Here is a 17,922-nt window from a genome sequence, read left to right on the forward strand (position 1 = left end):
GCAGTTCAGGCTGCTCCCTGCTTTGCCAGATGTAAAGTCGTCTGATGATCACTTGCCAGAGTCGATTCTCCAACCTGCTGTCGTTCTCCCGCACGATGGTGGCTGCTATTGCCTCGACGATGCTCGGGCTCGGTCTTCAAGTCAGCGCCGCTGAGAGTGAGACCGCACAGATTGTCGTTGCATCAAATGCTGCTGCTCCGGTACAGCATGCGGTTTCAGCACTCAAAGCTGCTCTGGAGGAGAAGGGCATTCAGGTTCATGTGGAGTCGGACCTGTGCGATCCTCCCTCACTCGCCTTTCTGGTGGGAATTCCCGGCGAGGCTCCGTGGGTCGATCGCGCTCTGTCGGAACAGCTCCTGTCGGTGCCGGAGGCTCCCGAGTCGCTGCTGATCTCCAGGATTGAGCGGGACATTCAGGACAGGTTTCTGGTCGCAGGTCGGGATCCGCGTGGAACCGCTTACGCACTCTATGAGATTGCAGAAGCGATCCGCACTGCTCCTTCCGGGACCGCGATCGCTGACGCTGTCCGGGAACGCCGTGAATCCCCATTCCTGGCGGTTCGCAGCGTGACGCAGCAGCTCTTCAATCAGGACCTGGAACGGGAATGGTATGAAAGCGAGGAATACTGGCACTGGTACTTCGGCATGCTGGCCAGGAACCGCTTCAATAATTACTCGATGACCTTGGGGCACAATACGAACTACATGATTCCTCCCAGCGCCTACATGCTGGAAGTTCCGGGCTTTGAAACGGTGCAGGTGACAGGCCACTCGGCAGAGGACCGTCAGCAATCGCTGCAGCGTTTTCGTCGAATCACAGAAATTGCAGACGAGTATGGAATCGACTTTACGCTCGGGCTGTGGACGCAACTGCCGGTGGTGGCTGTCCGGGAAGGGATGGACTTTGGAGAGTCCCCCGTGGTCAACCTGCCGGAGGGCCCCGGTCGGTCGGAGTACTGTGGTCGCGGCTTGCAGAAGTTGCTGGAAGCCTGCCCGGCCATTGACGGCGTTCAGATGCGAATGAATCTGGAAAGTGGAATTCCTCATGAACAGCAGGAGGAATTCTATAAGACCGTCTTTCAGGGAATTGCCGCCTGTGGTCGACCTGTGAAAGTCGATCTCCGGTACAAAAGTCTGAGTCAGAAAACGATCGATCTGGCACGCGCCGCCGGGCTGGATGTCACTGTGTCGACCAAGCACTGGTGCGAGCATCTGGGCCTGCCTTATCACCCGACCTGGCAGGACCCCGCCTATTCCGCAAGCCGCTACGGCTTCGGGACGATGCTCAAGCACGATCGAAATTATCGGGTCACCTATCGCCTGTGGAATGTCGGCTCGTCACGGTTGCTCCTGTGGGGCGATCCCGATTACGCATCCCGGTTTGCTCAAAGCTGCACTCTGGGAGGAGGCGAAGGATTCGAAGTGTTCGCTCCTCTCAGCTACCGAGGATACGGAAACCAACCGGGCAATTGGCGCATTCTGGCCGATCGGTCCAAAGAGGATTATCGCTGGGAGCAACAGCGTTACTGGGCGTTTTATCTGGCATTCGGAAGATTCGGTTATCACCCGGAGACACCTCGCGACGTCTGGTCGCGCGAGTTTCAACATCGCTTCGGGGAGGCTGGTCAGGATCTCTCATTTGCCATGCGGAACATGAGTCAGGTGATTCCGCTGGTGACCGCGACCACCCAGTTCAGTGCCAACAGCTGGCGGTTCTGGCCGGAGATGATGACCTGCATGCCGATCGACGCGTATCGCGCGATCCCGCCCAGCGACTACTCCCAGTTCTATGCGATCGCTCCTTATTCCACCCGGCAGCAGTGGCGGTCCGAAGACTGGGCAGCCAGTCACTCCTCGTATGTCGAAGATGCCATCAACGGCAATCTGAATTCGAAATGGACTCCCTTTCAGGTCGCGAACGAATTGACTGCCCTCGCGGACAAGTCGGATCGATCCATCGCCTCTGTCGAAGCGATCCCTGTCACAGATTCCGCAGCGTCGCTGGAACGTCAGGCCACGATCATCGATCTGAAAGCGTTAGCACTGCTCGCGCGGTATCACGCTGCCAAAAAACGTGCAGCCACTCATCTGGAGTTCTTCCGCGTGACGAAAGACCCGGTGCGTCTCAAGCTCGCCTGGAAACAGATCCTGCAGGCCCAGCAGCACTGGCAGCAGCTTTCTGAAATCACCAGCGGGCACTATGCCGACAATATGAATTTCGGGCACTCGCAGGAACATCACTGCGACTATCTGGCCAAGCTGCAGATTCACACCGGTCACTGGAAGGATCGCCTTGTTGAGGTCCAGGCTGACGTCGACGCTGTCGCCCGGCTGCTGGATCAGCATCAAATCACCGAACGGTTTCCGACCGAAGAGGAATTGCGGGGCATGAAGCGATACCCCGGCGAAGTTCCCGCGCCGGTCTCAATCAGTTTTTCCCATGATCGAATCGAATCGGTTGTTCCCGGCCAGAATGTTTCTGTCTCGGCCCGGGTGAACAGTGATCGCCCTTTGAAAGTCGTGTCGGTCTACTATCGTCCGCTCAACCAGACAGCCACCTGGAAACGACTGACCATGACGGACGAGGCCGGGACCGGAACCTACCGAGCGCAGATCAACGCCAGCGAGATCGACCCTCAGTTCGATCTGCAATACTACCTCGAAGCCCGGCACGCAACCGGAGGCGAGTTCTGGCCCCACTGGCAGAACGAGACCCCCTACATCGTCGTCCCGGTCCGCAGCAGGTGATGCCCGACCTGCGGCCAGCGGCAGAAGATGTCGTCAAGAAAACCAGAATTCGAGAACGTTGTTGAGAGGCGGGAGAGCTGCCCTGCGTGCCCGTTCTTTCAGTTGCCTGGAATGGGGCCTTCCGGATTCTTTATCTCGAATTTGCCGTCTCAGCGATTCGATCCGCGGAGCAGCCCGGGGCTGTTATGTGGCCTTAATTGAGGCTTTCACCTCCGTAGGATTCGCTGTCTTCCCGGCGACGGATCCCGATTGGCAGCTGCTTTGCTGCAGATCGCAGATGATGGTTGATTAACTGCAAATTATTTCGGGGAGTCATGTTGCGTGGCCCGAGTTGGCGTTTTAAGAATCCCGTTAGCAACGTTCGGTGTTACATCCTGAATGAAGATATCAATCGTCGCCAATTTAATATTGACAAACTTAACATTCCTAATAAAGTGGTGGCAGTCTACTGGGAGGGCCTCATCTGTCGACTCTGGGGCCCTCTTCTCTGCTCGCGGCGTTCGCTGTGAGCATTTTTTTCCATGTGAACCTTTCTATTGGGGATTCTCCATGCTTTCACAACGCGATGCTGGGGGCTGTGTGTTCAATTCACGCCGGGCATTCACATTGATTGAACTCCTGGTCGTGATTGCGATCATTGCTGTTCTCATTGCGCTCCTCCTTCCTGCGGTGCAGCAGGCGCGGGAGGCAGCCCGTCGATCTCAGTGTAAGAACAATCTCAAGCAGCTGGGATTGGCCATGCATAACTACAACGATGTGCACGCCATGCTCCCCCCAGGCGGGACCTTGGATGCTCAGGACACAGTGACAACAGGTCGGTTGGTTCGCACGACAGATCCGGCGACACGTGATGGCTGGGGGTATTTTTTCCGCGTACTGCCTTACCTTGAGCAGGCTGCGCTGTACAACAACGCCGACTCGAATTTTCGCTATAACGGATCCACAACATACTCCAGAATCATGCGGGAAACGCATGTCGCGTCAGCCTTGTGTCCTTCAGACAATAAGCTCATTTGCCAGGGGGGGAATACCCAATGGGCTGTGGCGTCACACAATTATCCTGTCTGCTTAGGACCTACAACGTATGACGCCCGTTCTTTGAGTCGAAGCTCTGTCGACTACCCCGGTCAGAAGGGTTTGTTCATCTTCGATAACGGCGTACGTCTGAGAGACTGCACCGACGGCCTTTCCAATACCGTCCTGGTGGGTGAGGTGATCACTCCGGATACGGTCGACTCCTTCTCCGGGATCGGGCGAATTATCTCCGTGTTTGGGACAGGGTTCACGACCTTCTACAACCCAAATTCGACCGCACAGGATGAGCTGATCCGGTGCGGACACAATCTGGGCGCGGGATTAGGTGGGCCATGTACCACCGCGGGATTGGGAGCGGATGCACACGGTGGACAGATTCTGACAGCTCGCAGCTTTCATACAGGCGGAGTTCAGGTCGCGATGGGAGACGGTTCTGTCCGGTTTATCAGCGACAATATCAACCGGGGAACCTGGCACGCTCTCGGTGGCGCGGGCGATGGGATTGTTGCGGGTGAGTTTTGATTGGGTGACGTTGAGCTACGGAAGCCTCGCTTCGTGTGTCGCCAGGTTTTCAGGTTGAAGGGTTGCTGGCCAGCGTCCAGTGAGTGACTTGGCCGATGTGCTTTCTGATGACTGCAGTCTGCGCTCCAGTTTCCGGGCATCAAAGCTGAGAAGCTCTTTGCCACGACTGTGATCGCGGACGAAGTAAGTCTGTCACCTTGAGTCGACTGTTCTGCGGATGATCTTTGAGTTGGCGCCGTCAACTTCCGTGAAAAGAAACCGCTCGAATTGCATTTGCAGATCACGTGACCCTGCGACCAGTTGCAGGGAAAGCTTCCAGTCGAAGTCCTGGAAATCCTGCCACCGAGGTGTGAATGATGTTCAAGTATTCGATTTCACTGATCATTCTGGCTGGGTGTTTGACCGGATGCGGTATGGGCACCCCCCGGGACAATAAGTTGCCCTTTAACGGCACCGTGACTTGGAACGGCGAACCGCTCAAGGCCGGGGCACTGACTTTGACGGGGGCCGAAGGGGATCTTGATGCGGCGGTTATTCAGGATGGGGCATTTCGTGTCAGAACGAAACCCGGTATGAAAACTGTCAGCGTGACTTCTGAGCGAAAACTCGGAGTCCCGGTTGCGACGCCAAGCAATCCATCGCCAGCTGCGGTCACTTTTCAGTTCCTGCCGGCATCTGTGAATGACAGGAGTGACGTCAAGAAAGAGTTTTCATCGGACAGTCGTAAAATTTCGATTGAGCTCAGCGGCATAGAACTCGTCCCACCATCGGCAATCTTGAAAGACCTTTCCAAGTAAGGTCAATCGGGCTGGGCCAGTCTACGGCTCAACGATTTGTTCCTGTTTGTAGATCTGATGTCTGGATTCAAGGTTTCAAAGTGTCTTAGCCGCTCTTTGTCCCCTTCCGAATCGGTCTTGACCGGTTTTCTCCTCCGGTCTACTGTTCCGCCCGCGGACGGTGGAATCCGTCTGTTCACGTATTTTCATATTCAGCTTTACGTCATTGTCGTTTGCTCAGGGAAGGGCGGACTGATTCATGTCAGGGTCCGGGATGCCGGTCAGGCCGGTGCAGAGTTCCGATCAGCCAGCTGGAGATGCCTCCAATCCGGGGCAGGTTCAGGCGACGTGCTGGGGGTTCGCTGAAGGAGCTGCCGGAATGCTCAGCCAGGTGCGAGGGCTCTCGCAGGCTGTCGGGCTTCCTTCCACCATCCGCGAGCTGACGCTGGCGTTCCCCTGGAATAAGTGCTGGCCGGGGTTTATTCCTTTGCGGCCGTCCATCTTCCGGGATCGCGAAACACTCTTTGCCGGTCCCCCTCCTCAGCTGGTCATCACCTGTGCCAGACAGGCGGTTATGGCCTCGTTATGGCTCAAGAAGCAGCACGGAGACCGGGTTTTTACCGTTCATATTCAGGATCCCAAGATCGATCCGCGGAAGTTCGATCTGGTGATTGCCCCCGAACACGATGGTCTGACAGGCCCCAATGTCTTCGCTTCGCGCGGTGCGCTGCATCACATCTGCCCCGAAGTTCTCAGCAAAGCTGTGGCAGCCGGGCCGATTGGACCGCTTGCGGAATTGAAACAACCGTTCGTGACAGTTCTGCTGGGAGGCCCCAACAGCTGTTACAGCTTCGAACCCGCTGACCTTCGCCCGCTAATCGACCGGCTGCGAAGGATGGCGAACCGGGAGGGCGTGCAGCTGGCCATCCTGCCGTCGCGTCGCACTCCGGAACTGGTGTTGAAGCTGTTTCAGGAAGCGTTCGCCCGTCCGCATTTCGTCTGGGACCGAACCGGAGAGAATCCGTACATTTCGGCCCTTGCACTCTGTTCGCATCTGATCGTGACGGGCGACTCCGTTTCGATGCTGTCGGAGTGTGCTGCGACGGAGAAACCGGTTTACGTCTTTTCCCTGCCTGAACGTCGCCGTTCGCGGCGGTTCCGCCAGTTCCATCAGTCCTTCATCGATTGCGGTATTTCCCGTCCGTTCGAAGGGGAACTGGAGTTCTGGAAATACAAATCCCCCAATCCCACTCAACAAATTGCGGAACTCATCCGCCAGCGCCTTGGAGAGAACCATGTCCTTCCTGCACGCTCTGCAGCATAACAGCGTCTGTTCTGAAGATCCGTTTCTGCACTGGCAGATCAACAAGCCATTCAATGAGCAGATTATCCAGGAAGTGGCATATACGGATGTCCCGAACATTCCCCGCACCTACGACGGCACCCGCGCCGGCGACATGGGGGGCGGTGAGGTCAAGACCCGCTGCTATATCGATCCGAAAAACGTTCATCTGTTCCCGGGAATCGGCGGACTGATTGACGAGCTGATGAGCCGGGAAACGATTGATCTGGTGGGCGACATGCTTCGCCGACCGATCGACGGCTACCTGCGAGTGGAAGTGATCTCCGATCGCGAAGGGTTCTGGCTGGCTCCGCATAAAGACATCAAAGAAAAACTGATGTCGATGCTGCTGTACGTGAACCCGTACAACGAATCCGAAAATCTGGGAACCGACTTCTACGATGCTGATATGAAGCTGGTGAAGACCATGCCGTACCGGAACAACTTCGGGTACATGTTCGCACCTTCGCACGACACCTGGCACGGTTTGGAGAAGAAGGCGATTCGCAAGGAACGCCGCTCGATGCTGGTGAACTATGTGACGTTCCCGACCGAGTGGAAACTCCCGGCCCGCCGAGCCGGTCGCGCTGCCGCTTAATTTCGGAAAATTTAAGTTCACGATGTTTAGCCCCGCACTTCAAGTGCGGGGCTAAACGGTTTTATCACGACCGCTTCTTTGGATCACCCGGCGGTGACATTGCGATCTTGCGCTTTTCCGGCAGATAGATCGGCGGTTGCTCCTGAACGCAGGCGATGTGGAAGAGCAGAATCGCCAGCGGAGCTCCCGCCTGAGAAATCCGGGCGAGACTTTCGCTGTAGCCGGTGGTCCCGTCTGCAAGTGTCGGGAGAAACGCCGCCAGCAGCCCCACAGCAACGCACATTGCCATGACGAGTCGGCTTCGTCCCGTCAGCAGCGCGATGGCGACGCCTGTTTCCAGCAGACTGAAGCCCGCGAGAACCACACGGGCCTGCTCCAGCGTGATCGATTCACGAATGGTGTGTTGCAATGCTTCATGAATTTGGGTCAGTAAGGGACCGCCCTGCCGCGCCTGATCGAAGAACAGAATCCCCTGGGCGATGAACGTGACAGCTGTCGCCAGCTTCAAGAGCGTGGACGCTGCCAGACACATCACCAATGAAGTCTTGATGCGGGGAGGCCAGAAGTCAATGAGCAGCAAGGCCAGCGGAGCGATTGAGCGGGTGGCCTGAATTGCCGGTTCCAGTTGTGCAGCGGGGAGATCACTCAGCACCGGCGTGGCGATCGCGGTGCCTGCCTGATAGATGATGAGTGGAAAGAGGATCAGCGTGGCAGGGCGGAGCAGGGTGAAAATCCCGCAGACGATCAGTCCATACGCCACGAGAGTGGAATAGTGGGTGATCTGATCGGCCGGTAGCTCACGCCCCTGTGTCAGCAGATTGATGAACTGATCGGGGAGCTCGTGATGGAGGCGGGCAGCTGCGATTCCGAAACACTGCAACGCGACTGTCACCCGCAGCGCCCCCTGCATGACGCGAATGCCGCGGGGTCGAGGCGTTTCAAAAGGGTTTTGTCCCGGTTCTGCCATGCGGGTCGCTACGCCCTGGTGTTGAGTGTTGCGAACTCAGTGTTGAGAGTGGTCATTCTCAGCGCAGCCCTTCCTGAATCTCACTTCTTCCAGTCGATGCGATTGTACAGATCCATCAGCTTGAGTCCACGTTTGGGATTCAGGTGGAGCACATGTGCGACCCGGCCCCTCAGATGATCCTGAAAATGAGGATGAGCGGCGAGATTCTGGGTGGATGGCCCTTTTCGAACGCAGTTGTTCAGGATCGCTTTCAGCCGGTCAAACTCGCTGCGGGAGATATTCAGGTGCTCGTTGACCACCACGCCGGTCACGGACTGCCGCTGACCGTTCCGCAGCACTCGGCACTTCTTGCTGTTCAGGTGAAAGCGTTCGGCGCGGACAATCTTGCGGACCAGCTGAATGATTTCGTGCAGGGCCGGAATCGCTTTTCCCGGCCCGGAAAAGGTGAGGTCGTCGGCGTATCGAGTGTATTTCAGTCCGTAGGATCGGGCGAGACCCGCCAGACGGATGTCGAGTGAATAGGCTGAAAGGTTCGCCAGGGCGGGTGATGTCACTCCCCCTTGCGGGAGATGCCGGGGGGAATAGCGGCTCAGCTCAACGGCACTGACCGGAGATTTCAGATTCCAAGGAATGGACGATGTCGACAGCCGGGCGAGCCAGATTGCCACTTCGCGGCTGTACCCGAAACTTCGAAAGATCGCCACGACCCGCGAGTAGCGGACGTTCGTATAGAAATCTTTCAGATCCAGTTTCAACAGGAACCGTTGTCCGACATGGGGAGCGGCGTTTGTGCGTATGGAACGACCGGGGACGAACCCGTGTGCGGCCGCATGTGCCGGGACATGATTCAAAATTTCGCGGAGGATCTGTTCCTGAGCCAGTTTCAATTCTTGCTTGGGAGCCTCGATCAGTCGCCAGCCCCCCTGACGCTTCTGGACCCAGCGGTAGGCGTAGTGACTCTTGCGTTCGTTCTCGGCTCGTTGACCGGCCACGGTCCGGTGGGTGAGCCAGGCCAGCTTGCCGATCGAAATTCCCAGCCAGTCCGCCAGGTCGTCCGGAGTTTTCAGGGCGGGCAGGCCAAAGTATTCCAGCCAGCGGGCGTCGCCATCGCGGGACAGGTCAAGATACTCGCCGGTCCGGGAACCGATGGTGGCAAACGGATATGGACGATGTCGAACGACTTCCTGATCGGGCCGGGTCGGGATCAGGTTGGCCTGATATTCCAGCGGCTCGAGCTTGATTCGTTTGCGAACCCGATCTGTCTTGCGCAGCCGGGTCGGAGTGGCGGCAGCAGGAGCAGATGCAGCGCTCTGCGGGATCTGAGCGGGCGTCGATGTCGTCGACGGAGGGGCGAGGGCTTTCTCGACCGATTTTTGTTCGCGAGGAGAGCCACCCAGAAGTCGCCACAGAAAGTCGAACAATCCCATGAAGCTGAGTTACCGTCTGTCAGGCAAGTTCGACCAGGTCGGCCAATGATCTTTGAGTCTGCGAATTTCGCCACGCGGCGAGCCGCGTTTCATCCGTCGAAAACCGCGAGGGGCTCCGGCGAGCAAACAGCTCCAGGGAAACTGGCCAGCGGGCTGCACAACGAATCCTGTAGCGAATGTTGAATCGGATCAAAGTCGAACCGATGCGACATTCATCCGCCGAATGCGGAACAAAATCTCTCCCGCGGGGTAACCCCGCAGTGTCCGAGGGACCGGGCTTGTGCAGCCCTCTGGCCATCTGGGGGGATTATGCAGGTGGATGCGAGGCTGCGTCAATACTTCCGGTTACATCAGAAACGCCTTCTGCATGCCCGGTTTTCGAAGATTTCGGGCGCGGGGGCGAAAAGTTCCCCGTTGCCGGGTTGATTTCAGAGGCATAAACTGGGTGCAGAAGTTGAAATTCGGTACCCGTTCTGGGTGTGTCAGCACGTCCCATTTCACTCGGCTCGCGGAGGCGAACCCGTGCCTCTGGTAGAAATCGACCGCCGTATTCTGTCGCGATGCCTGAAGCGTGAGCCCGGGGCCTGGGAAGAATTTGTCGACCGTTTTATCGGCGTCTTCGTGCATGTCATCCGTCACACCGCGTACATGCGCAGCGTTGAAATTTCACCGGACGACGTCGACGACCTGTGCTCCGAGATCTATCTGACATTGATGAAGAACGATTTCGCAGTGCTGCGGCACTTCAAGGGGAAATCGTCGCTGGCGACTTATCTGGCTGTCGTCGCCCGCCGGATCGTCGTGAAATCCATTACGAACAGGCGTAAGTCGGAAGCATTGGGACATACCTCCGTGCATCAGGCATCTTTGCCAGCACGAGGTTCGGAAGTCAGCCGGACAGCGGCCGACATCGAAGAAGTTCGCAGCCTGCTCGGGCAGCTTCCTCCTTCTGAAGCGGCGATGGTAAAGTACTTTTACATCGACGGCCTGACCTACCAGGAAATCAGCAGTCGGATGAACATTCCCGAGAACTCGATCGGCCCCACGCTGCATCGGGCTCGCGAGAAGATGAAGAAGTCAAAGCTCTCCAGCGCGAACTGAACGCCACCTTGCGCGATTGCGGCTGAGCCTTTCATTTTGCGCCGGCGCTGAACCTGAGTGTCTGCCGTTCGAAATCGAGCCCGATCTCCTCGCTCCAGTTGTCCATGAGCATCTTGGTGACTCGTCCTGGCACGCTGGTCCCGATTTCCGTCCCGTTCAACATCGAAACCGGGAGCATGCAGTAGGTGGACGAAGTCAGAAATGCTTCGCTGGCTGACGCGACCTGCTGGGGCGTGAGATGAGCTCGCTGCACTTTCCAGCCTTGCCGTTCGGCCAGTTTCATCACATGCGCCTGAGCGATCCCGCTGAGTGTTGTCTCTGCCGACGGCGTGAACAGTTCATCCCCTCGCACGATGAACAGATTGCCTGATGCGGTTTCGGTGACGAAGCCCTGCTGGTCGAGCAACAACGCCATCGATACCGGATCGGCTCGACGGGCCTGCTGATCCGCCAGGTACCAGTTCAGGCGGCTGCGATGTTTGATGGCCGGCGGAATGACATCCCCGGCAATCTGCCGGACCTCGGGCGTGATCAGATGAACTCCCTGCTCGTAGCCTCGAACCCAGCCTGCGAAGGGGAGTGGGGCGGTGTACGCACAGACGGAGGGGCGACTGGACGTGATCAGCTGATTCGCATCCCCCAGCGCCTGTCCCGCGGTGACGAAAATGACCAGCGAAAGGTCACTGTGCGGCGGGATCAGTTTTGAATTGACTCGCGCCAGCTCGGCGAGAACATCTTCGAGCGGCCCCATGTCCAGTGGCATGCTCCAGCCCACCGCAGCGAGCGACGCCTGGAGTCGATCCAGATGTTCCCGCACCTGATACGGCTGATGGCGAACGGTTCTCAAACGTTCGGTGACGGTCGCTCCCTGAACGATTCCCAGGTCGAAGACGGGAAGCTGTGCCTGAGTGAACGGGATGAACTCACCGTTCAGGTAGGCGATGGGGACAGTCGAAGAAGGGAGGTCGGCCATCATCCACTTTCTGAAAGGAACTGGCGAAGCGTTCATTGTTCTCGGATCGAACGGGAACTTCAACAGGACCCCTCTGGTCGCCTGTCGGCTCCCTCAGTCCGCTGACATCTTGACCCGGCTGAAGTAGAATCGAAAGCATGACTGCGACCGTACAAGCTTCGTCCATTTATCTCGTCCGCCACGGCGTTGTTCCGGAAGTCGTGCGCGGAGGCTGGTCCGGAGAGACCCCGTTGCCACGGGGATCGACCGTCGTCATCCAGACGCATCGCGGACTGGGGTTGGGGACGGTGCTGGAAGCGCTGCGCCCCTCACGGGAACCCAGCAGTGAAGACGCTCCACCCGCTTCAGAGGTGCTGCGTCTGGCGACCGATGAGGACCTGCAGCGGGGGAGTGAGCTGAAGCGGCAGGCCAAAGCCGAATTCCACCAGTGGGAGGAACGGATCGCGCAGTGGAAACTCGATCTGCAACTGATCGATCTCGAGTGGACGCTCGATGGTGCCAAGGTGGTGCTGTACGTGTTGAATGAACGCGGACCCGAATGTACCAAGCTTGCATTGCAGGCAGCTGCAGCCGGGCTGGGGATTATCGAAGTGCAACCGGTTTCCCTCGACGGACTGGTGACGGTCACGGGGGGAGGAGGGGGCGGCTGCGGGTCATGTGGGTCACATTGATGTGCGAGCACTCCGGACAGGTTGACTCCGCCACGCACCCAGTCGACTGGAAGAGTCGAGGGTGGGTTTCGACCGCGGTCTCCTGGCTGCTCATCCTTGCCGTCAAGTTTTATCAGATCACTCTCGGGCCGTTTCTGGGGGGGCGGTGTCGATTTCACCCCTCCTGCAGCTACTACTTCATTGAGGCCGTCAAGAAGCACGGTCCGATTCGGGGAACTTTGAAAGGGGTCTGGCGAGTCTGTCGGTGTCAGCCGTTCTGCCCCGGAGGATACGACCCGCCGTGAGGTGATCGGGCGTTCGCAATGCCAGCGAACTCCAGCAAAATTCTCGGGATCCGCCGGTTTTCGTCTGATTCCGGGCGAATAACACGTGCGGTGGCCATGACCGTTGAGCCAGCGAAAACCCGAATAACCCGCACAGTCTGTGCCGCTGGAGACGAACTGTCACTCTCTGCCACTTCCTCCCCGGTTCAGACTTTGGCGAGGTCGGTCGGATGCCGAAGATGTGATCTGGAACTTTGATTTTCCACGCAGGGTGCTGATGCGCGTGTTGACACCGCAGAATTGGCATCCGTAGGATGAAACTGCAGCCATCATCACCGTTCGCCGTGCGGGTGGGTGCTGTCGATCGAGAAGCGGCCCAACGAACCATTTCGGTCCTTGAGGAAATTTCCCCCTCACAATGACAAAAATCGCCAAGATTCTGGCAGTCTTCGTCGCGGTGACCAGCCTTGCATTTGCTGGTTTTGCTGTGGCAACGACATTTGGCGGACCGGACTGGGTGGCGATGACCCGCGCCCCCTACTTTCACCACTACAATTTCGTGTCGGGAACTGCTCCGGACTTTGTCTGGACCGCTGCTCGCGTCAGCGACGGGGCTCAGGTCGCATCCTCGAAACGTCTCCCGGACGTTCTGATCAAGGTCATGGACGACATTCTGCAACGCCAGCAGGCGGAACTGCAGAATTTGAACGATCGTGAACCGCAACTGACCACTCGCGTTGAGACCCTCACCAAAGCCAAGGCGGAGGACGAGAAGGCGCTGGTCGCATACGAAAAGGCTCAGCGTGAACGCCTCGCTGCAGTTCGTCTGCAGAATGAACAGATCGCGAAAGAAGTGATCGCAGCCACCAACGAAGTCCAGAAAATCGAAAACCAGATTGCCTTGCGTCGTGAAGATGTCCAGGCACTCAAACGACAGGCAGATGAGTTGAAGGCGGATCAGTTCCGGCTGCAGGAAGTTCAGAAAAACCTCGAAAGCCTGTTGATCCAGCTGGAAGGGGACCGCCAGCGGGCGGATCTTCGCGAGCAGGGGTTGCAGGCCGAACTTCCCTGATTGCTGAATATTCGACGGAAACGTCGGCAGCATCAGCTCAACAGAAGAGTTCAAAAGAACGAAAAGTCACCGCACCAGCGGAGTGGGGAATATGTCATACGTCGGGAAAATTCTGGTCATCGTACAGGTGGTCTTGAGCCTGCTGTTCATGACATTTGCCGGCGGTGTTTATGCCGTACATCAGAACTGGCGCGTGAAGTACGAGAACAGTCAGAAGTCTCTGCAGGACAGCCAGACGAAGCTTTCGGCGGCTCAGGAAGCAGCGACCAACGCCGAACGGAAATTCCGCTCTGACCTCGATGAGCAGACACAGCTGGCGGAAAAGCTCCGTGCAGACGTCGAAGGGCTGCAGGCATCGGTGGTCGATCTGACCCAGAAGAACGCTCTTCTCACGACTCAGCGGGCGACCCAGACCGGTGTTGCCGAAGCGATGACCAATGAAGCGAAGTTCCGCCAGGAAGAAGCTGAGAAACAGCGAATTGAAAACGGAAAGCTTCAGTCCAAAGTGAACGAGCTCTACGCGGAGAACCGCGAGCTGAAAGATCAGATCTTCACCAAGGATCAGTCTTACAAGGCGCTGAACAACGTCTATGAAAGCGGACTCGTTCAGTTGAATTATCTCAAACAGCTGGTCAGCAAGCACGGGATGGAAACCGATCCCGAAGTCGTCGCGAAGATGAACGCTCCCGCTCCGCCGGTAGACGGTCTGGTGACGCAGCTGAAGAAGAACAAAGCCGGTCGGGTCCAGTTTGTGGAAATCTCCATCGGCAGCGATGACGGCTTGACCAAGTCCAACGAGCTGGATGTGATTCGCACCTACGGTACGGAAAATCGATCGGATTGGCTGGGACGGATCCGCGTGGTGGATCTGGGGCCAGACTGGGCAGTTGGGGAAGTGATCCTCCCCGCTAAGAACGGCATCATTCAGGAAGGCGACAATGTCACCACGAAACTCGGCCTCTGAGGATCCTGCTCCGGACGTGTATGTCGGACTGCTGTTCGTAGCCGTCGGCGCACTCCTGACCGGATGCATCTTTCTGGCACTGGAACTGAGCAGCTATGGCTGGCAGTTTCAATAAGATCGCGATTTGACGATCCGCCGGCAGTTGACTGCTGATGCGTGGATCCGAACTCACGATCTGTTGAATTCCAATAACAAGAGATTAGCCACACACTTCAAGTGTGTGGCTAATCTCATTCTCGGGTTGTGCATTGGAGTCTCTGCAATGTGATGATGACTTCTGACTGATTCAATCCCCGCAGATGGTGCTGTCTCTGTTGCGATAGATCGCGTTTGAGCTGGGGCTCAGAAGATTTGAACCACGGAAAGTGCGGAAGACACGGAAAGGCCGAAAGGGAGTAAACCGCGAATCTTGCGAATAGGGCGAATGAAAGGAAGAGAAATCGGAAGGCGGGACGATGCTCGTTTCTCTTGATCATCCTCAACTTGATTGATTCGCTGAATTCGCGTTATTCGCGGTTTACTCCCTCTCTATGTTCCGTGAATTCCGTGCTTTCCGTGGTTCAAACTCATTGAGTTTCTCTTCGGATCAGCGTTCGGTTTCTGTCACGGCTTCTCTTCAATTCCGCAGGCGCAGACCATCTGTCCGCAGCCGGGGCAGCCATTGCCGTATTTCTCCAGCACAGCCTGTTCCAGGTCGACCCCAGCGACATTTGCAATGGTCGCCAGCCAGGCCAGTACGTCTGCGAACTCGTAGGCAAGTTCCTTGGGTGACCCTTCGCGAAGTGCAGCCGCCAGCTCTCCCACTTCTTCCATCAGCCACATGAACGTGCCATCGACTCCCCGCTGTTCATCCTTGGAAGAGTACATCGTTTTGATGAGGGACTGAAGCTGGGAAAGAGTGAGCTGAGACGACATGCGGGGGGAGTCCAGAGTTGAGAGACGAGAGTCCAGAGCAAATGAGTCGAGGGTAAGGATTAGTCAGCAGTCATTTGAGCTTTGGCGTGATTGTAAGTGTCGGTTTTGTAAAATGCGCTGACTTCGTTTTCCGAAGTAGTTCCAGAAAAGTAACCGAGTCGAACTTTGGGGAGTCCAGGAAAAGCCATCGAATGATTCAGATGTCCAGCAGTAAGCGGAGCCGTTTGACTGATATTCGGTGATTCTCACTCTTCCTGAGAGGAGGTCGTGAATGTATTCGCAGGCGGCTTTCAAGGTTATGGCCAACCCCTGATTGTCGTAATTGCAGAAATGTTCATGACCTCCGTTTGCGAAAACGATGACTTGCTGATCTTCGACCTTCGCTGATACTTCGAATCCCTCGCTACTCGTGGGCGGAATCTTCAGCCATCGCCCGTTCCGCTTTTCTTGACTCGACCACGAGTGCTTCAGTTCTGGACTGCCGCTCAACAGTTGCTCCATCGCCGATACAAACAGTTCACCCAATGTGTTTTCTGCGGCAGACATAGGTGAGCATCGCAGTTGATAGTGGTTGACCTGATAGAGTGGTTAGGGTTCGTCTCAGAACTCCGCGCTCTTCGGTGTTCTGGGGAACGGAATGACGTCGCGGATGTTCTGCATGCCGGTGAGCAGCAGGATCATTCGTTCCAGTCCCAGGCCGAAGCCGCTGTGGGGGACCGATCCGTATCGGCGCAGGTCGAGATACCACCAGTACGGCTCCGGTTCGAGACCGCATTCGGTGAGGCGGGACTCGAGGACGTCCAGTCGGTGTTCGCGCTGGCTTCCCCCAATGATTTCACCCACGCGCGGGACCAGCACATCCATCGCCCGGACGGTTTTGCCGTCATCGTTGCAGTACATGTAAAAGGGTTTGAGAGTGCGCGGGTAATCGTAAACGATGATCGGCTGCTTGAAGTGTTCTTCCGTCAGCCAGCGTTCGTGTTCAGCCTGCAGGTTCATCCCCCAGGCGACAGGGTATTCCCAGGTCTTGCCGGATTGCTCCAGAATCTGAATCGCTTCGGTATACGAGACACGTTTGAAGTCGTGCTCCAGAATATTGTGCAGCGTGCTGAGAACTGTGTTGTCGATGCGGTCATTGAAGAACTGCATGTCTTCCGGGCACTGCTCCAGGCAGGCTCGCACGACGAATTTGATGAAGTCCTGCGCGAGCTGCATGTTGTCCTGCAGTTCGTAGAACGGCATTTCCGGTTCGATCATCCAGAACTCAGCGAGGTGCCGCGTCGTGTTGGAATTCTCGGCACGGAAGGTGGGGCCGAACGTGTAGATCGGGCCAACCGCACAGGCGAAGATCTCACCTTCCAGCTGCCCGGAGACAGTCAGTGAGGCTTTCTTCCCGAAGAAGTCGTTTTCGAAGTTGAGTTCGCCCGGCTTGAATCCTTTTTCTTCCCGTCCCGGCTCCAGTAGCGTGGTGACGGTGAACATTTCTCCCGCCCCTTCGCAGTCGCTGGTGGTGATCAGAGGGGTCTGCACATACAGGAACTCCCGCTCCTGAAAGAAGTCATGAATGGCCCGGCAGACGCAATTGCGGACACGGGCGATGGCGCCGAAGGAGTTTGTCCGGGGGCGCAGATGGGCGATCTCACGGAGGAATTCGAAGCTGTGACGTTTCTTCTGGAGCGGAAACTTTTCAGCGTCGGCCGTCCCGAGCAACTCCAGCGTGCGGGCATGCAGTTCGACCCGCTGATTGGCTCCCGGAGAATCCTTCAGCTCTCCGGTCACACGAATGCTGCTGCCGGTGGTGACGTTCTTGATGGTTTCGGCATATCCGGGAACGCTGGCGTCGACGACGATCTGCAGGTTCGCCATGCACGAGCCGTCATTCAACTCGATGAAGGAGAACGCCTGTTTGGAGTCGCGACGGGTCCGCACCCAGCCGGAGATGTCGACCGCCGTTCCAGGAGGGCTCAGCTTCAGCAGGGTGGCAATACGTGGTTGATTGGCAGACATCAGGCACCTTTAAAAAGTGAACCCCGGCAGGCTGAAAGGAATCAGCTGCGATTGTGTGTGGACGGCGCCGGGTGTTCAAGGGCATGCTGGTGAACTCTCCCTGTTCGCCAGTCCGGCGGTGCCGAAACCGCCGTCTGGAAAGCCCCATCCGGCCGACATTCCTCTGACATCCCGGTCAAATTTGATCCGTTGCGAGCCGGTGGCTTTTTGTATCCCCGTGCGGAATGGAGGGTTAGGAGGGATTGGTAGGCGTGTGGATTTTGGTGAAATGGTGATTTATCCTTGGATTCGCGCTCCAGATTTGCTAGTTTATCGCGTGATTGTGTTGTTCGTCCGAGGCGTCGAGGTTGGGGAATCACGACGCTTTGGAGAGCACGGAATGTGCGTCTGCCTTTCGACTCGCGGAGGATGGGACGTTCGAATTTCCGTTCTGTGTCACGACAACAAATCGCAAAAGAGGTTCGTGGGACAAGGCTGATGTGGGTCAACCTTGCCATCAAGTCCTGATCGGATTGCAGTCATCGAAATCGGAATCCAGGGTG

The 17,922-nt window shown here is 57.0% G+C and carries 16 protein-coding genes; 11 read left to right on the forward strand and 5 right to left on the reverse strand.

Annotated features, from left to right (window positions below; genetic code table 11):
- The first annotated feature begins 44 nt into the window (after positions 1 to 44).
- The 5 genes from SH661x_RS04910 (at position 45) to SH661x_RS04930 (ending at position 7,020) form a co-directional block, all read left to right on the forward strand.
- Positions 45 to 2,747, forward strand: coding sequence for a hypothetical protein (locus SH661x_RS04910; protein WP_437228591.1), 2,703 nt, complete (start codon positions 45 to 47; stop codon positions 2,745 to 2,747).
- Positions 2,748 to 3,296: 549 nt separating this feature from the next.
- Complete coding sequence (locus tag SH661x_RS04915; RefSeq protein WP_437228593.1) at positions 3,297 to 4,304, forward strand: DUF1559 family PulG-like putative transporter; 1,008 nt, start codon at positions 3,297 to 3,299, stop codon at positions 4,302 to 4,304.
- Positions 4,305 to 4,657: 353 nt separating this feature from the next.
- Positions 4,658 to 5,101 (forward strand): hypothetical protein, encoded by a 444-nt coding sequence (locus SH661x_RS04920; RefSeq protein WP_437228596.1) that lies wholly within the window; start codon positions 4,658 to 4,660, stop codon positions 5,099 to 5,101.
- Between the two features lie 238 nt (positions 5,102 to 5,339).
- A complete protein-coding gene (locus tag SH661x_RS04925) occupies positions 5,340 to 6,404 on the forward strand; it encodes a mitochondrial fission ELM1 family protein (protein ID WP_437228598.1) in 1,065 nt (354 codons plus the stop codon).
- A complete protein-coding gene (locus SH661x_RS04930) occupies positions 6,376 to 7,020 on the forward strand; it encodes a hypothetical protein (RefSeq protein ID WP_437228600.1) in 645 nt (214 codons plus the stop codon). The genes SH661x_RS04925 and SH661x_RS04930 overlap by 29 nt, the downstream gene beginning before the upstream one ends.
- A 64-nt stretch (positions 7,021 to 7,084) precedes the next feature.
- On the opposite strand, the gene SH661x_RS04935 is transcribed toward SH661x_RS04930, so the two are convergent.
- Together SH661x_RS04935 and SH661x_RS04940 are read right to left on the reverse strand one after the other, a co-directional pair.
- Complete coding sequence (locus tag SH661x_RS04935; RefSeq protein ID WP_437228602.1) at positions 7,085 to 7,987, reverse strand: hypothetical protein; 903 nt, start codon at positions 7,985 to 7,987, stop codon at positions 7,085 to 7,087.
- 80 nt (positions 7,988 to 8,067) lie between these two features.
- On the reverse strand, positions 8,068 to 9,414 hold the full coding sequence (locus tag SH661x_RS04940; protein ID WP_437228605.1) for a reverse transcriptase family protein: 1,347 nt from the start codon (positions 9,412 to 9,414) through the stop codon (positions 8,068 to 8,070).
- A 522-nt stretch (positions 9,415 to 9,936) separates the two neighbouring features.
- Between SH661x_RS04940 and SH661x_RS04945 the strand changes: the two genes are divergently transcribed.
- Entirely contained in the window at positions 9,937 to 10,515 is a 579-nt protein-coding gene (locus SH661x_RS04945; protein WP_437228608.1) for an RNA polymerase sigma factor, read from the forward strand.
- Between the two features lie 31 nt (positions 10,516 to 10,546).
- On the opposite strand, the gene SH661x_RS04950 is transcribed toward SH661x_RS04945, so the two are convergent.
- Positions 10,547 to 11,491 (reverse strand): aminotransferase class IV, encoded by a 945-nt coding sequence (locus tag SH661x_RS04950; RefSeq protein WP_437228611.1) that lies wholly within the window; start codon positions 11,489 to 11,491, stop codon positions 10,547 to 10,549.
- Between the two features lie 134 nt (positions 11,492 to 11,625).
- On the opposite strand from SH661x_RS04950, the gene SH661x_RS04955 reads away from it, so the two are divergent.
- The 5 genes from SH661x_RS04955 to SH661x_RS04975 all read left to right on the forward strand — a co-directional run bounded on the left by SH661x_RS04955 (position 11,626) and on the right by SH661x_RS04975 (position 14,573).
- Complete coding sequence (locus tag SH661x_RS04955) at positions 11,626 to 12,159, forward strand: PSP1 C-terminal domain-containing protein (RefSeq protein WP_437228614.1); 534 nt, start codon at positions 11,626 to 11,628, stop codon at positions 12,157 to 12,159.
- Positions 12,144 to 12,443 (forward strand): membrane protein insertion efficiency factor YidD, encoded by a 300-nt coding sequence (gene yidD / locus SH661x_RS04960; RefSeq protein ID WP_437228616.1) that lies wholly within the window; start codon positions 12,144 to 12,146, stop codon positions 12,441 to 12,443. The genes SH661x_RS04955 and yidD overlap by 16 nt, the downstream gene beginning before the upstream one ends.
- A 397-nt stretch (positions 12,444 to 12,840) precedes the next feature.
- The gene (locus tag SH661x_RS04965) at positions 12,841 to 13,494 is read left to right on the forward strand and encodes a hypothetical protein (RefSeq protein ID WP_437228618.1); all 654 of its coding nucleotides are present in this window, start codon (positions 12,841 to 12,843) and stop codon (positions 13,492 to 13,494) included.
- A gap of 91 nt (positions 13,495 to 13,585) precedes the next feature.
- Positions 13,586 to 14,458, forward strand: a complete 873-nt coding sequence (locus SH661x_RS04970) for a hypothetical protein (RefSeq protein ID WP_437228620.1) — start codon at positions 13,586 to 13,588, stop codon at positions 14,456 to 14,458.
- Positions 14,433 to 14,573 carry a hypothetical protein gene (locus SH661x_RS04975; protein WP_437228623.1) on the forward strand — a complete coding sequence of 47 codons (141 nt, stop codon included), beginning with the start codon at positions 14,433 to 14,435 and terminating at the stop codon, positions 14,571 to 14,573. The genes SH661x_RS04970 and SH661x_RS04975 overlap by 26 nt, the downstream gene beginning before the upstream one ends.
- 488 nt (positions 14,574 to 15,061) lie before the next feature.
- Here the strand turns inward: SH661x_RS04975 and SH661x_RS04980 are convergent, their stop codons facing one another.
- Together SH661x_RS04980 and asnS are read right to left on the reverse strand one after the other, a co-directional pair.
- Positions 15,062 to 15,373 (reverse strand): MazG nucleotide pyrophosphohydrolase domain-containing protein, encoded by a 312-nt coding sequence (locus tag SH661x_RS04980; protein ID WP_437228625.1) that lies wholly within the window; start codon positions 15,371 to 15,373, stop codon positions 15,062 to 15,064.
- 600 nt (positions 15,374 to 15,973) lie between these two features.
- A complete protein-coding gene (asnS, locus tag SH661x_RS04985) occupies positions 15,974 to 17,380 on the reverse strand; it encodes an asparagine--tRNA ligase (protein WP_437228628.1) in 1,407 nt (468 codons plus the stop codon).
- Between the last annotated feature and the right edge of the window lie 542 nt (positions 17,381 to 17,922).

The organism is Planctomicrobium stercoris, from assembly GCF_051465655.1.
GTDB lineage: Bacteria > Planctomycetota > Planctomycetia > Planctomycetales > Planctomycetaceae > Planctomicrobium.

Excerpts from the sequence above, each read along its gene's own strand:
- SH661x_RS04910 (WP_437228591.1), top strand. The coding sequence starts at position 45 with ATGATCACTTGCCAGAGTCGATTCTCCAACCTGCTGTCGTTCTCCCGC.
- SH661x_RS04915 (WP_437228593.1), top strand. The coding sequence starts at position 3,297 with ATGCTTTCACAACGCGATGCTGGGGGCTGTGTGTTCAATTCACGCCGG.
- SH661x_RS04920 (WP_437228596.1), top strand. The coding sequence starts at position 4,658 with ATGATGTTCAAGTATTCGATTTCACTGATCATTCTGGCTGGGTGTTTG.
- SH661x_RS04925 (WP_437228598.1), top strand. The coding sequence starts at position 5,340 with ATGTCAGGGTCCGGGATGCCGGTCAGGCCGGTGCAGAGTTCCGATCAG.
- SH661x_RS04930 (WP_437228600.1), top strand. The coding sequence starts at position 6,376 with ATGTCCTTCCTGCACGCTCTGCAGCATAACAGCGTCTGTTCTGAAGAT.
- SH661x_RS04935 (WP_437228602.1), bottom strand. The coding sequence starts at position 7,987 with ATGGCAGAACCGGGACAAAACCCTTTTGAAACGCCTCGACCCCGCGGC.
- SH661x_RS04940 (WP_437228605.1), bottom strand. The coding sequence starts at position 9,414 with ATGGGATTGTTCGACTTTCTGTGGCGACTTCTGGGTGGCTCTCCTCGC.
- SH661x_RS04950 (WP_437228611.1), bottom strand. The coding sequence starts at position 11,491 with ATGATGGCCGACCTCCCTTCTTCGACTGTCCCCATCGCCTACCTGAAC.
- SH661x_RS04955 (WP_437228614.1), top strand. The coding sequence starts at position 11,626 with ATGACTGCGACCGTACAAGCTTCGTCCATTTATCTCGTCCGCCACGGC.
- yidD (WP_437228616.1), top strand. The coding sequence starts at position 12,144 with ATGTGGGTCACATTGATGTGCGAGCACTCCGGACAGGTTGACTCCGCC.
- SH661x_RS04965 (WP_437228618.1), top strand. The coding sequence starts at position 12,841 with ATGACAAAAATCGCCAAGATTCTGGCAGTCTTCGTCGCGGTGACCAGC.
- SH661x_RS04970 (WP_437228620.1), top strand. The coding sequence starts at position 13,586 with ATGTCATACGTCGGGAAAATTCTGGTCATCGTACAGGTGGTCTTGAGC.
- SH661x_RS04975 (WP_437228623.1), top strand. The coding sequence starts at position 14,433 with ATGTCACCACGAAACTCGGCCTCTGAGGATCCTGCTCCGGACGTGTAT.
- SH661x_RS04980 (WP_437228625.1), bottom strand. The coding sequence starts at position 15,373 with ATGTCGTCTCAGCTCACTCTTTCCCAGCTTCAGTCCCTCATCAAAACG.
- asnS (WP_437228628.1), bottom strand. The coding sequence starts at position 17,380 with ATGTCTGCCAATCAACCACGTATTGCCACCCTGCTGAAGCTGAGCCCT.